12 protein-coding genes are annotated in these 12,384 nt (G+C 66.3%); 6 read left to right on the top strand and 6 right to left on the bottom strand.

All coding sequences use genetic code 11. The annotated features are described in order from the left end of the window. Positions 1-35: 35 nt before the first annotated feature. Positions 36-527 (bottom strand): Cys-tRNA(Pro) deacylase, encoded by a 492-nt coding sequence (gene ybaK, locus LJ656_RS16225; protein WP_230510423.1) that lies wholly within the window; start codon positions 525-527, stop codon positions 36-38. A 186-nt stretch (positions 528-713) separates the two neighbouring features. Between ybaK and LJ656_RS16220 the strand changes: the two genes are divergently transcribed. Continuing rightward, a complete protein-coding gene (locus LJ656_RS16220) occupies positions 714-2,276 on the top strand; it encodes a class I adenylate-forming enzyme family protein (protein WP_230510422.1) in 1,563 nt (520 codons plus the stop codon). Positions 2,277-2,283: 7 nt separating this feature from the next. Here the strand turns inward: LJ656_RS16220 and xerD are convergent, their stop codons facing one another. The 3 genes from xerD to queG all read right to left on the bottom strand — a co-directional run bounded on the left by xerD (position 2,284) and on the right by queG (position 5,110). Further along, complete coding sequence (gene xerD / locus LJ656_RS16215) at positions 2,284-3,258, bottom strand: site-specific tyrosine recombinase XerD (protein ID WP_230510421.1); 975 nt, start codon at positions 3,256-3,258, stop codon at positions 2,284-2,286. Next, on the bottom strand, positions 3,255-3,725 hold the full coding sequence (locus tag LJ656_RS16210; RefSeq protein WP_230510420.1) for a methylated-DNA--[protein]-cysteine S-methyltransferase: 471 nt from the start codon (positions 3,723-3,725) through the stop codon (positions 3,255-3,257). The genes xerD and LJ656_RS16210 overlap by 4 nt, the downstream gene beginning before the upstream one ends. A 140-nt stretch (positions 3,726-3,865) precedes the next feature. Then, complete coding sequence (gene queG / locus LJ656_RS16205) at positions 3,866-5,110, bottom strand: tRNA epoxyqueuosine(34) reductase QueG (protein WP_230510419.1); 1,245 nt, start codon at positions 5,108-5,110, stop codon at positions 3,866-3,868. A gap of 17 nt (positions 5,111-5,127) precedes the next feature. On the opposite strand from queG, the gene tsaE reads away from it, so the two are divergent. Next, a complete protein-coding gene (gene tsaE / locus LJ656_RS16200) occupies positions 5,128-5,769 on the top strand; it encodes a tRNA (adenosine(37)-N6)-threonylcarbamoyltransferase complex ATPase subunit type 1 TsaE (protein WP_230510418.1) in 642 nt (213 codons plus the stop codon). Then, a complete protein-coding gene (locus tag LJ656_RS16195) occupies positions 5,751-7,397 on the top strand; it encodes an N-acetylmuramoyl-L-alanine amidase (protein WP_230510417.1) in 1,647 nt (548 codons plus the stop codon). The genes tsaE and LJ656_RS16195 overlap by 19 nt, the downstream gene beginning before the upstream one ends. Positions 7,398-7,508: 111 nt before the next feature. On the opposite strand, the gene LJ656_RS16190 is transcribed toward LJ656_RS16195, so the two are convergent. Next, positions 7,509-8,390 (bottom strand): EamA family transporter, encoded by an 882-nt coding sequence (locus LJ656_RS16190; protein ID WP_230510416.1) that lies wholly within the window; start codon positions 8,388-8,390, stop codon positions 7,509-7,511. Between the two features lie 186 nt (positions 8,391-8,576). Here LJ656_RS16190 and LJ656_RS16185 point away from each other — a divergent pair, with 186 nt between their 5' ends. Beyond that, on the top strand, positions 8,577-9,452 hold the full coding sequence (locus LJ656_RS16185; protein WP_230510415.1) for a pirin family protein: 876 nt from the start codon (positions 8,577-8,579) through the stop codon (positions 9,450-9,452). A 150-nt stretch (positions 9,453-9,602) separates the two neighbouring features. After that, positions 9,603-10,451 (top strand): thioredoxin, encoded by an 849-nt coding sequence (gene trxA, locus LJ656_RS16180; protein WP_230510414.1) that lies wholly within the window; start codon positions 9,603-9,605, stop codon positions 10,449-10,451. Between the two features lie 71 nt (positions 10,452-10,522). Here trxA and tcdA read toward each other — a convergent pair whose 3' ends face one another. Beyond that, positions 10,523-11,380 (bottom strand): tRNA cyclic N6-threonylcarbamoyladenosine(37) synthase TcdA, encoded by an 858-nt coding sequence (tcdA, locus tag LJ656_RS16175; RefSeq protein ID WP_075302553.1) that lies wholly within the window; start codon positions 11,378-11,380, stop codon positions 10,523-10,525. A 260-nt stretch (positions 11,381-11,640) separates the two neighbouring features. Between tcdA and pdxH the strand changes: the two genes are divergently transcribed. Continuing rightward, positions 11,641-12,282, top strand: coding sequence for a pyridoxamine 5'-phosphate oxidase (pdxH, locus tag LJ656_RS16170; RefSeq protein WP_230510413.1), 642 nt, complete (start codon positions 11,641-11,643; stop codon positions 12,280-12,282). The last annotated feature ends 102 nt before the right edge of the window (positions 12,283-12,384 follow it).

Genomic DNA, 12,384 nt, shown 5'->3' with positions numbered 1-12,384 from the left:
AACCAAACGTCAGGCAAACGACAGGCGCCCGCGCGTCAATCGACACTCGCGCACTGCACCGGCTTCGCGGCGAGCAGCTCGGTCAACACCCGCGGCTCGATGCTGACGAGAAAGCCGCGCCGGCCGCCGTTCAGCCAGACCTTGTCCATCTCGAGGATGCTGGCCTCGACGTACACCGGCATCTGCTTGCGCGTGCCGAACGGCGACGTGCCGCCGATCAGATAACCGGAATGCCGGTTCGCGACTTCGGGCTTGCACGGCTCGACGCGCTTCGCGCCGATCTGCCGCGCGAGATTCTTGGTGCTGACGGTACGATCGCCGTGCATCAGCACGATCAGCGGCTTCGCGTGTTCGTCTTCCATCACCAGCGTCTTCACGACCTGATGCTCGTCGACTCCGAGCTGGCGCGACGATTCCGCAGTCCCGCCGTGCTCGACATAATCGTAAGGATGTTCGCCGAACGTGATGCCGTGACGGCGCAGCAGCTGGGTCGCGGGCGTTTCGGACACGTGTCTGGATTTGCTCATCGGCGCATTGTAATGGCCAGTTTGCGGCGCGGCTATTTGCCGAACGGCTAATTGTGCGGGGTTCGGGCTTGTGGCACGATCGTTCGGATATGTGCGCCGACCGCATTGCATCGAACCGCAGTAAGAGCTTTGCATGGGACCGGAGTAAGCGCTAAAGCGCCAACTCCGGATCGACAGGAGACAGCGTTGAACCAGGCATCACCCATCCACACCCCCATCGACATCCCCGCGCTGCTCGCCGCCCTGCCCGCGCGCATCAGCGAAATCCCGGCGCTCGCCGCCGCGCGCGATCCGCTGCATGTCGCGCTGATCGAGGACGCGCGCAGCCTGACCAGCGCGCAGTTGCTGCAAGCGGTCGACGCCGCCGCCGCGCTGCTGCGCGAGTGGGGCGTGCGCGGCGGCGACCGCGTGATGATCGTCGCGGAAAACAGCATCGCGCAGATCGTGCTGCTGTTCGCGACCGCGAAACTCGACGCCTGGGCGCTCGTGTCGAACGCGCGTCTGTCGGTGGCCGAACTCGATGCCATCCGCGCGCACGCGCAGCCGCGCGTCATCGCTTACGGCGTGGAAAGCTCGCCCGATGCGCGCCAGCACGCGCAACGCCATCAGGCCGCGGCCGCGCCGGCGCTCACGCCGGACATCGGCGCATGGGCCTATGCGCTAGACGACACCGTGCAGCCCGAACCGGTCGAAACGAGCAACGAGCGCCAATGCGCCGCGCTGATCTACACGACCGGCACTACCGGCACGCCGAAAGGCGTGATGCTGTCGCATCGCAATCTGCTGTACATCGCGGCGGTCTCGAGCCGCCTGCGCAAGGTCGGCCCCGACGATGTCGTCTATGCGGTACTGCCGATCTCGCACGTGTACGGCTTCGCGTCGGTGTGCCTGGGCAGCCTGCATGCGGGCGCGACGTTGCGGCTCGCGCCGCGCTTCGCACCGGAGGCCGTGCGTCGCGCGCTCGCCGACGAACGCGTGTCGATCTTCCAGGGCGTGCCGGCAATGCACGCGAAGCTGCTCGAACATCTGCAAACCAGCGGCCACCCGTGGTCGGCGCCGCAACTGCGCTTCGCGTATTCGGGCGGCTCGCCGCTCGACGCCGCGCTGAAAGCGCAAGCCGAGGCGCTCTACGGTCTGCCGCTGCACAACGGCTACGGAATGACCGAAAGCAGCCCGACCGTGTCGCACACGATGCTCGATGCGCCACGCGACGACTGCTCGGTCGGCGACGTGATTCCGGGCGTCGAGGTGAAATTCGTCGGGCTCGACGGCGCGCAGGCGGCGCCCGGCGAAGTCGGCGAACTGTGGGTGCGCGGGCCGAACGTGATGCTCGGCTATTACCGCAACCCCGAGCAGACTCGCGCGACCGTCACCGCGGACGGCTGGCTCAAGACCGGCGACCTCGCGCGTCAGCTGGCGGACGGCTCGCTGCATATCGTCGGGCGCAGCAAGGAGCTGATCATCCGCTCGGGCTTCAACGTCTATCCGGCCGAGGTCGAGCATGTGCTGAACGCGCATCCGCAGGTCGTGCAATCGGCGGTGATCGGACGCGCGGTGGAAGGCAACGAGGAGGTGGTCGCGTTCGTCGAACTCGTTTCGGGCGCGACGGTGACGCCGGCCGAGTTGATCGCGTGGTGCGGCGAGCGGCTCGCGCCGTATAAGCGGCCGGCCGAACTGAAAGTGCTGGCGGCGCTGCCGGCGGCATCGACCGGCAAGATTCTCAAGCACCGCTTGCGCGAGTTCGTTTGAGCGGCAATCACCCGCGCGGATGATGCTGCGCATGCAGCGACTTCAAGCGCTCACGCGCGACGTGCGTGTAAATCTGCGTCGTCGAAATATCGGTATGACCGAGCAGCAGTTGCACGACCCGCAGGTCCGCGCCGTGATTGAGCAGATGCGTCGCGAACGCATGGCGCAGCGTATGCGGCGACAACGGCGCATCCACACCGGCCGCCGCCGCGTGCCGCTTGATGATGTTCCAGAACTGCTGCCTCGTCATCCCTTCCGCGCGCGTGGTCACGAACAGCGCATCGGCCGCGCGCGCGCCGAGCAGCGCCGGACGCGCGTCGCGCAGATAACGCTCGATCCACGCGTGCGCTTCTTCGCCGAACGGAATCAGCCGCTCCTTCGAACCCTTGCCGGTCACCCGCACCACCCCATCGTTGAGCCCGACCTCGACCGTCTTCAGCGTGACGAGTTCGGTCACGCGCAGACCGCTCGCATACATCAGCTCCAGCATCGTGCGGTCGCGCAGACCGAGCGGTGTGCCGATGTCCGGTGCGCCGAGCAGCGCTTCGACCTGCGCCTCGCTGAGCGTCGACGGAAAGCGCTGCGGCTGTTTCGCCGACACGATGCGCAGCGTCGGATCGCTCGTCGCGCGATGTTCGCGCACCGCCCATGCGTAGTAGCGGCGAAACACCGACAGCCGCCGGTTCGCCGAGGTCGCCTTGTCGTTCTGACGGACCACGCTATACGCGTTCAGGTCGGCTTCGCTGACGGTGTCGAGCGAGCCGTTGCGGGTGTGCGCGAGCCATTCGCAAAACAGTCGCAGGTCGCGGCGATACGCATCGAGCGTGTTGCGCGACAGGCCGTGTTCGAGCCACAGCGCGTCGCAGAACGCATCGATCGACGCGTTGCTGGCCGCTAACAGCGGCCCCGCTGCGTGGTTCGCTTGCGCGCTTGCGCTGTCGGTTTGCGCGGCGGTTTCGGTAATGCTTGCGTCGATGCTCATGCGTACGGCACACCCTCATGCGTGAGCAGCCAGCGCTTCACGTTGCGGAAAAAACCGTCGCCGCCGTGATGCGCGAAGCCGCCGATACCGCTCGAACTCACCACCCGGTGACACGGAATCACGATCGGAAAGAAATTCGCGCCGCACGCCTGGCCGACCGCGCGCGGCGCGCTGCCGAGCTGCTTCGCGAGTTGTCCGTAGGTCAGCACGACGCCCGGCGGAATTTCGCTAATGGCCTGCCACACGCGACGCTGAAACGCGCTGCCGACATCGGCGAGCGGCAGGTCGAAGCCCGCCGACGCACGCTCGAAATAGCGTTCGATCTGCTCGACCGCCGCGCGCGCGAGCGGCGTATCGGGCGCGATATTGCGGCTCGACTCCGGCAGATAGACGATCTCGCGCACGGCCTCGCCTTCGACACGAATGCCGACCTTGCCGAACGGCGCATCGATCACTGCGTTGAACATGATTGCCTGCTCCTCAGTCGCGGGGTATGGCGACGGGCTGCGTGGGTGCGTGGGTGCGTCCCATGGTTCGCCGCATTGCGCGCCTGCATGGAGCGCGGGCACCCTACAGCAAAACCCGGCCGCCGCGAATTGCCGCTACTTTACGCCGCTTCGAGCGCCCACTCCACATGCTCGCGCACGAGCGCCGACGGATCGTCCGCGCGTTGCCGCAGCGCCTGCACGATCGCCGCGCGCGCAGCGGCGGACAGACTCGCGGGCGCGGCGCGCAGCGCGTTGCCCATGCCGACCGCGAGATTGCGCAGCCAGCTCTCGTAGCCGATCCGGCGAATCGCGCTGCCCTGCATACGGGTGTCGAATTCATCCGCGCTCCATGCGAACAGTTCGACCAGCGATGCGCGATCGAGCCCATGCCGCACATCGAAATCGGCGACCGGCGCGGCCTGCGCGAACTTGTTCCACGGACACACGAGCTGACAATCGTCGCAGCCGTACACGCGATTGCCGATCAGCGGCCGCAACTCTTCGGGAATGCTGCCTTTCAATTCGATCGTCAGATATGAGATGCAGAGGCGCGCGTCGACCTTGTACGGCGCGACGATCGCGCCGGTCGGGCACGCGCCGATGCAGCGCGCGCAGCTTCCGCAATGCGAGCCGGGCGTTTCGGGAGCGGTCTCGGGTGAGGTTTCGGCGTCGGTCGGCAGCGGCAGATCGACGTAGATTTCGCCGAGGAAGAACAGCGAGCCGGCGTCGCGTTGCAGCAGCAGCGTGTGCTTGCCGCGCCAGCCGATGCCGGCTTTCTGCGCGAGTTCGACTTCGAGCACCGGCGCCGAATCGGTGAACACGCGATAGCCGAACGGCCCGATCGCCGCGGCGATCCGGTCGGCTAGCTGTTGCAGCCGGTTGCGCATCACCTTGTGATAGTCGCGGCCGCGCGCGTAGATCGACACTACCGCCGCCGCTGGATCGGCGAGCCGCGCATGCTCGGCCGCGCGCCAGTCGCGCGCCGCCGCAAGCGCCCCGTCAGCTGCATCCTCTACCGCTTTTCCGGCCGACGTATTCGCCGGTAAATAGGCGATCCGCGCGGTGATCACACGTCGCGTGCCGGCCACAAGCTCGGCCGGCCGCGCGCGTTTCATCCCGTGTTTGGCCATATAATCCATCTCGCCGTGGCACCCCGCTTCGAGCCACGCTGCAAGCGGCGCTTCGGCGGCCGACAGGTCGGTATCGCTGATGCCGATCGCCCCGAAACCAAGTTCTCGGCCCCACGTCTTGATGTCGAGCGCGAGCGCGGCGAGCGCTGGTGCACCGATAGGAAGTTCAGTGCGCGCGGCACCATCGGCCGCCGCGGGCGTGCTGGAAACAGGGGACGTCGGACTTCGGTTCATCACGCCATTTTACGAGAATGCCTGTCAATCCCGATCACGCGACCCTGCCGTCCGCTCCCGTTCTGCTCGAACGCACTATCGCGCTCGCGGACGAAGCCGCCACTCAGGCGTTCGGCGCGCGCTTCGCGCAGGCGCTCGAAAGTGTGCGCGCGGCGTCGCTTGCGCAAGCGGCTCAACCGCACACCGAAACGTCAACCCAAACGTCAGCACAAACGTCAACCCAGCCGGCCCAAACACCTGGCAGCGCGAACCATCCCGCGTTCACCGGCTTGCAGGTGCAACTGCTCGGCGACCTCGGCGCCGGCAAAACCACCCTCGTGCGCGCGACGCTGCGCGGCCTCGGCCACGCCGGCCGCGTGCGCAGTCCCACCTACACGCTCGTCGAACCATACGTGCTCGAACGTCCCGCCGGGGAACTCGCGCTCTATCACTTCGATCTGTACAGGTTCACCGATCCGGCCGAATGGGCCGACGCGGGCTTTCGCGAATATTTCGACAGCGGCGCGGTCTGCCTCGTCGAATGGCCGCAACGCGCGGGCTCGCTGCTCGGCGTGCCGGATCTCGTCTTCTCGCTCGAACTCGCAGGCGACGCGGATGCGCGCAGACTCGTCGCCCGGGCCTATAGCGAATCAGGAAAGGCATGTCTCGAAAGATGTTGATCAAACCGTTTCACTCGATCGAATCGGCGGCAACCGCCACGCACAACTGGCGCCGCCGGCAGATGCTGCGCGCCGGCGCGTCGACGCTGCTGCTCGGTCTGGTCGCGCCGCGTCTCGCGTTTGCGAGCTCGGTGCTCGGCGTGCGCGTGTGGCCCGCGCGCGACTACACGCGCGTGACGATCGAATCCGATCAACCGCTGCAGAACACCCAGCAACTGTTGCAGGGACCTGACCGGCTGGTCGTCGATCTGAGTGGCCTCGACCTCGATCAGGAATTGAAGGATCTGGTCTCGAAGATCACCCCGAACGATCCGCAAATTTCGTCGGTGCGGGTCGGTCAGTATCAGCCGCACGTGGTGCGCATGGTGTTCGACCTGAAGGGCTCGGTAAAGCCCCAGGTGTTCACGCTGCCGCCCGTCGGCACGTATAAATACCGGCTGGTGTTCGACCTCTATCCGGCCGTCGCGCCGGATCCGCTGATGGAGCTGCTCGCGCAGAGCGAGCGCAAGCAGGACGCGCTGAACGCGGAAAACAACGCGCCGCCGCCGGCGACGCTCGCCGGTCCCGGCTCCACGCCGCCGCCCACCGACAACAGCGAAGCGTTCTTCGAGCGCTACGCGCAAAACGGCGGCGCAGGCAGCGGCGGCAATAGCGGCACGCCGGCCGCGCCGCATGCGCATGCGCCCACGCGCGGCGCGGCGCCGGGCACGACTCCGGGCACGAGCGCGGGCACGCCGCCGATCATCGCCAGCAGACCGTCCACTCCGCCGGCCGCGCCCGCGACGCCGAACGCGCCGCCCGCCGCGATCGCACGCAATAAGGGCAGCGCCGCTCCGCGCGAGGACAGCGCCGACAACCTCGCCGGCAACGACGACAATTACGGTTTCACCACGCCGAAATCGAACCGCGGCAACACGGTGCGCCTGCTCACCGTCGCGATCGATCCGGGTCATGGCGGCGAAGATCCGGGCGCGATCGGCGGCTCGGGCACCTACGAAAAACACATCGCGCTCGACATCGCGAAGAAGCTGCGCGCGAAGATCGACGCGCAGCCAAACATGCGCGCGATGATGACGCGCGACGCCGACTTCTTCGTCCCGCTGAACGTGCGCGTGCAGAAAGCGCGCCGGGTCGGCGCCGACCTGTTCGTGTCGATTCACGCGGACGCGTTCACGACGCCGGAGGCACGCGGCTCGTCGGTGTTCGCGCTGTCGCAGCACGGCGCGTCGAGCGCGGCCGCACGCTGGATGGCTAACAAGGAAAACTCGTCGGACGAGATCGGCGGGATCAACGTGAAGTCCGCCGACGCGGCCGTCAATCGCGCGTTGTTCGATATGTCGACCACCGCGCAGATTCGCGACTCGATGCGCTACGGCAACTTCGTGCTGAAGGAAATCGGCGACATCAACAAGCTGCACAAGGGCTCGGTCGAGCAGGCCGGCTTCGCGGTGCTGAAGGCGCCGGACATTCCGTCGATCCTCGTCGAAACCGCGTTCATCAGTAATCCGGACGAAGAAAAGCGTCTGAACGACGACGCGTATCGCGACAAGATGGCGAGCGCGATCATGACCGGCATCAAACGCTATTTCGCGGCCAACCCGCCGCTCGCGAAGAGCCGCATGACGTGACGACCCACGCGCGTGACACGCGGCGTTCGCAGCAATAAAAAAACGGCCTCACGGCCGTTTTTTTATTTGCGCATCACCTACCGCGCCCTCTCCACGCGCGAAAGACATCGCTCAACGCGCCGGCAGCAGCCGCTGCGCGACCCAGCCGCCGAACACATTGACCGCGAGCCCCGCCATCACCAGCAACGCACCGGCCACCTGCACCAGCGACAACTGCTCGCCGAGCAGCAACGAAGCCGACGCGAGTCCGACGATCGGCACCAGCAGCGAGAACGGCGCGACCTGGCTGGCCGGATAGCGAGACAGCAAGCGGCTCCACAAGCTGTAGCCGACCAGCGTCGCGATAAAGGCGAGATAGACGACCGCGAAGATCGACATTGCACTGATGCCCGTCAGCGCGGCGGCGATCTCGTGCGGCCCTTCGAACGCGAACGACGCCGCGAAAAACGGCAGCGGCGGAATCAGGCTGCCCCACACGACGAGCCCGACGAGGTCGACGTTGCCGACCTTCTTGGTGACGATGTTGCCGAGCGCCCACATGCACGCGGCGCACAGCGTCAGCACGAAACCGGCTACCGACATCGTATGGCCGCCCTGCAAACCGATCACCGCGAGCCCGGCCGCGGCGATCAGCAGGCCGACGACGTTCGGCACACGGAAGCGCTCGTGCAGGAACAGCGCCGCGAAAATCAGCGTGAAAAACGCCTGCGCCTGCAGCACCAGCGACGCGAGGCCCGCCGGCATGCCGACGTACATCGCCGAGAACAGGAACGCGAACTGGCCGAACGAGATCGTCGCGCCGTACGCGAACAGCCAGCGCCACGGCATCTGCGGGCGCTTGACGAAGAACACCGCCGGCACCGCGGCGAGCGTGAAGCGCAGCGCGCCGAGCAGCATCGGCGGCACGCCGTGCAGGCCGACCTTGATCACGACGAAGTTGACGCCCCACGCAACCACGACGACCAGCGCGAGCAGCAAATCCCTGGGCGACATCCGGCTCTCCACGATAGTGATAAATGACGATTCGATCCGGCAGTGTAGCGGACGCTGCATTACCGCGTGAGCGGGCAAGTGCTCGTCGCTCATGCCCCGCGCGCGCCGTTACCGTCGAGCATGCGCAACGCGCAGTAGAATCGCCCATTGAGCCTCTCTCCCGCCACTTTTTCGCCGAGCCCGCCCATGACTACCTCGATCAAAGCCGTTCTGAAACCGCATATACGCGACATCGGTAATCTGGCCGTGCGGCGGGTGCTGCCGGCAATGGCCGCGCGCCTCGTCGGCCCGTTCATCTTCTTCGACCACATGGGTCCGGCAACGCTCGAACCCGGCACGGGTCTGGACGTGCGCCCGCACCCGCATATTGGTCTCGCGACCGTCACCTATCTGTTCGACGGCGCGATCATGCATCGCGACAGCCTCGGTTCGGAGCAGAAAATTCTGCCCGGCGACGTCAACTGGATGACCGCCGGACGCGGCATCGTGCATTCGGAGCGCACCCCGCCGGAAGACCGCGCGCGCGGCCAGACCATTCACGGCATCCAGACCTGGGTCGCACTGCCGCTCGCCGACGAAGACACCGAGCCGTCTTTCGCGCATCACCCGGCCGCGACGCTGCCGGTCATCGAACGCAACGGCGTGACGCTGCGCGTGATCGCCGGCACCGCGTTCGGCGCGACCTCGCCGGCGTCGACCTTTTCGGGCACGCTGTATGTAGCGGCCGAATTCACGCCGGGCAGCGCGTTCGCGCTCGAACCGGAACACGAGGAGCGCGGCGTGTATCTGGTCGACGGCGATCTGGAAATCGACGGCACGCCGCTCGAAGTGGCAACGATGGCCGTGCTCGCGCTCGACGAAACGGTCACGCTGGCGAGCACCCACGGCGCGCGCGTGATGCTGCTCGGCGGCGAGAAACTCGACGGCGAACGCTTTATCGAATGGAATTTCGTTGCCAGCTCGCGCGAGAAGATCGAGGCCGCGAAGCTCGCGTGGACCAATCAGGAAATGGGCCACGTGCCCGGCGAGACCGAATGGATTCCGCTGCCGGTACGCAAATGAACAGAAGCGAGCGCAAATAAACGCGAGTGACCGTAGCCGGCTCGCTCGCGAGCGCGCGGCAACCGGGAGGCCGCGCATCGCCAGCCCGTATTGAAGTGACACGATTCGGCCCCACCTAGCCGCAATCCCGAAATTATCGACGAGGACGTAATGGACACCACTCTGGCCACTTTCGAACAGGACGTCATCAAGGCGTCGCTTCTGGCGCCCGTGCTGGTCGACTTCTGGGCGCCGTGGTGCGGCCCCTGCAAGAGTCTCGGCCCGCTGCTCGAAAAGCTCGAAGCCGAAGCCGCCGGCAAATGGAAGCTCGTCAAGGTCAACGTCGACGAGAATCACGAACTCGCCACGCATTTCCAGGTGCGCAGCATCCCGCACGTGATCGCGTTCGCCGAAGGGCAGCCGGTCGATCAGTTCGTCGGCGTGCTATCGGAAGGACAACTGCGCGAGTTCCTCGAACGGCTGGTGCCGCAAGGCGCGCCGGCCTCGCGCGCCGATGCGCAGACCGCGCTGGCCGAAGGCCGCCGCGAAGATGCGTACGCGCTGCTGCAGGATGCGCTCGCGTACGACCCCGGCTTCGACGACGCGCGCATGGACCGTATCGAGATGCTGCTCGAAGACAACCGCATCGACGAAGCACGCAACGAAGTCGATCTGCTGTCGCCGAAAACGACCCAGGGGATCGACGCACGCTTCAACGCGATCAAGACCCGGCTCGACGCGCTCGATGCCGCCGCCGACCTGCCGCCGACCGACGCGCTCGAAGCACGCGTCGCGCAGCATCCGGAAGATCTCGAAGCGCGCTTCGATCTGGCGAGCGCGCTGATCGCGCGGCGCAAATACGCGGACGCGCTCGAACATCTGCTGGAAATCGTGCAACGCGACCGCGCGTTCCGTGACGATATCGGCCGCAAGACGATGCTGTCGGTGTTCGACCTGGCCGCGCATCAGCCCGAGCTGGTCGCGCAATGGCGGCGCAAGCTGAGCGCGGCGCTGAACTGATCCGCTGAACCGATCGATTCAAATGTTTGTGTCGGGTAGCGGCTCTCTGCAAAGAGCCGCCGCCTGAGCAACTACCCCGCCGCCCGCTTCCCCAACTCCCGCAACACATACGCCGCGGCCGCGAAACCGAAGCTCGCGGTCACGCACACGCTCGAACCAAAACCCGCGCAATTGAGCCCGACCGGCCCGGTGTGGCCCGGCGACGTGCTGACGTGCTCCGCTTCCGTATCGATATCGCAGACCGCCGCTTCCGGATAGATCAGCGGCTCATCCGAATACACCGCGCTGACCTTGAACTTCGCCTTCGGCCCGCGCGGAAAGCCATGCTGCTTGCGCAATTGGCCGCGCACTTTCGAGAGCAGCGGATCCTGGATCGTCAGCGCGAGATCGTCGATGCGGATGCGGGTCGGATCGAGTTGCCCGCCCGCGCCGCCGATCGTGATCAGCGGCTGCTTGCGCTCGACGCACCACGCGATCAGCGCGGTCTTCGTGCGCACGCTGTCGATCGCATCGATCACGTAGTCAAAGCCGCCGCCGAGCGTGGCCGCGAAATTGTCCGGCTCGACGAAGTCCTCGATCAGCCGCACGTCGCAGTACGGATTGATCGCCGCGATCCGCTCGGCCATCGCCTCGACCTTGGGTTTTCCGTAGTTGCCGTCGAGCGCGTGGATCTGCCGGTTAGTGTTGCTCTCGGCGACATTGTCGAGATCGATCAGCGTCAGCGTGCCGACCGCGCTGCGCGCGAGCGCCTCGGCGACCCACGAGCCGACCCCGCCGATGCCGATCACCGCGACGTGCGCGCCTTCGAACGCGGCGAGCGCGGGCGCGCCGTACAGACGCGCGATGCCGCCGAAACGCCGCGCGCGGTCGGCGGTTTCATTCGCATCGGGGCTGGTAGTAAGATCGGATTGCGCAGTAGTGCTGGACATGGTGGCAGGACTCGAAAACACGGGCGGAACGAAAAAAAGCCGCTGCGCCACGGTGGAACACGGGCGCGCGCAGCCGGTATTTTGCCTGATCGCCCGCGGCGGGCGTGGCGACCCGCGGGACCGCGCGGGATCGAGTGCCGCCACACGAGCGTGCAGCTTCGCACCAGAGCGGCGCGCAGTGCATCACAGGTTGATGTAATCGCAGGCAAAAAACTGGCCGCCTGGCTATACTTTCCTGACTGTAGCGTTCGCATAAGAACATGATCTCACTCGCCGAGCTTCGAAAAAACTATTCGCTGGGCTCCCTCGACGTAGCCGACGTCGACCACGATCCGTTCCGCCAGTTCAACACGTGGTTCCAGCAGGCGATCGACGCCCAACTCCCCGAGCCGAACGCGATGACCCTGGCCACGGTCGACTCGCGCGGCCGGCCTTCGGCACGCATCGTGCTCATCAAGGGCGTCGACGAACGGGGCTTCGTGTTCTTCACCAATTACGAAAGCCGTAAGGGCCGCGAAATAAACGCGAACCCGTACGCGAGTCTGCTGTTTCACTGGATCGAACTCGAGCGCCAGGTGCGTATCGAGGGCCGCGTCGTCAAGACGAGCGAGGCGGACAGCGACGCTTATTTCGCGTCGCGGCCGCTCGGCTCGCGGATCGGCGCGTGGGCATCGAATCAGAGTCAGGTGATTGAAAGCCGTTCGCAGCTCGAAGTGCGCGAACGCGAAATCAGCCTGCAATACGGCGACAATCCTCCGCGTCCGCCGCACTGGGGTGGCTATCGCGTCGTGCCCGACGCGATCGAGTTCTGGCAAGGACGCCCGTCGCGTCTGCACGATCGCCTGCAGTTCACGCGCGTGGACGAAGGCAGCCCGTGGCAGATCGCCCGCCTGTCGCCCTGAGCAAATAAAAAGATCACGCCGGCGCGTGCCCAGGTAGCGGCACACGTCGGCCGGATTGCGTCGCGCGACTCGCGCAAAAGCGTCGCGCCCTGCGATCCACAC

The organism is Paraburkholderia sejongensis, from assembly GCF_020880815.1.
In the GTDB taxonomy this organism is placed as follows: domain Bacteria; phylum Pseudomonadota; class Gammaproteobacteria; order Burkholderiales; family Burkholderiaceae; genus Paraburkholderia; species Paraburkholderia sejongensis.
Note: the sequence above shows the minus strand (reverse complement) of the source record. Positions and strands in the feature narration are given on the sequence as shown.

Coding starts and splice junctions, on each gene's coding strand:
- tsaE (WP_230510418.1), top strand. CDS start 5,128: ATGCCTGTCAATCCCGATCACGCGACCCTGCCGTCCGCTCCCGTTCTG.
- pdxH (WP_230510413.1), top strand. CDS start 11,641: ATGATCTCACTCGCCGAGCTTCGAAAAAACTATTCGCTGGGCTCCCTC.
- queG (WP_230510419.1), bottom strand. CDS start 5,110: ATGAACCGAAGTCCGACGTCCCCTGTTTCCAGCACGCCCGCGGCGGCC.
- tcdA (WP_075302553.1), bottom strand. CDS start 11,380: ATGTCCAGCACTACTGCGCAATCCGATCTTACTACCAGCCCCGATGCG.
- LJ656_RS16190 (WP_230510416.1), bottom strand. CDS start 8,390: ATGTCGCCCAGGGATTTGCTGCTCGCGCTGGTCGTCGTGGTTGCGTGG.
- LJ656_RS16185 (WP_230510415.1), top strand. CDS start 8,577: ATGACTACCTCGATCAAAGCCGTTCTGAAACCGCATATACGCGACATC.
- LJ656_RS16195 (WP_230510417.1), top strand. CDS start 5,751: ATGTCTCGAAAGATGTTGATCAAACCGTTTCACTCGATCGAATCGGCG.
- trxA (WP_230510414.1), top strand. CDS start 9,603: ATGGACACCACTCTGGCCACTTTCGAACAGGACGTCATCAAGGCGTCG.
- xerD (WP_230510421.1), bottom strand. CDS start 3,258: ATGAGCATCGACGCAAGCATTACCGAAACCGCCGCGCAAACCGACAGC.
- LJ656_RS16210 (WP_230510420.1), bottom strand. CDS start 3,725: ATGTTCAACGCAGTGATCGATGCGCCGTTCGGCAAGGTCGGCATTCGT.
- ybaK (WP_230510423.1), bottom strand. CDS start 527: ATGAGCAAATCCAGACACGTGTCCGAAACGCCCGCGACCCAGCTGCTG.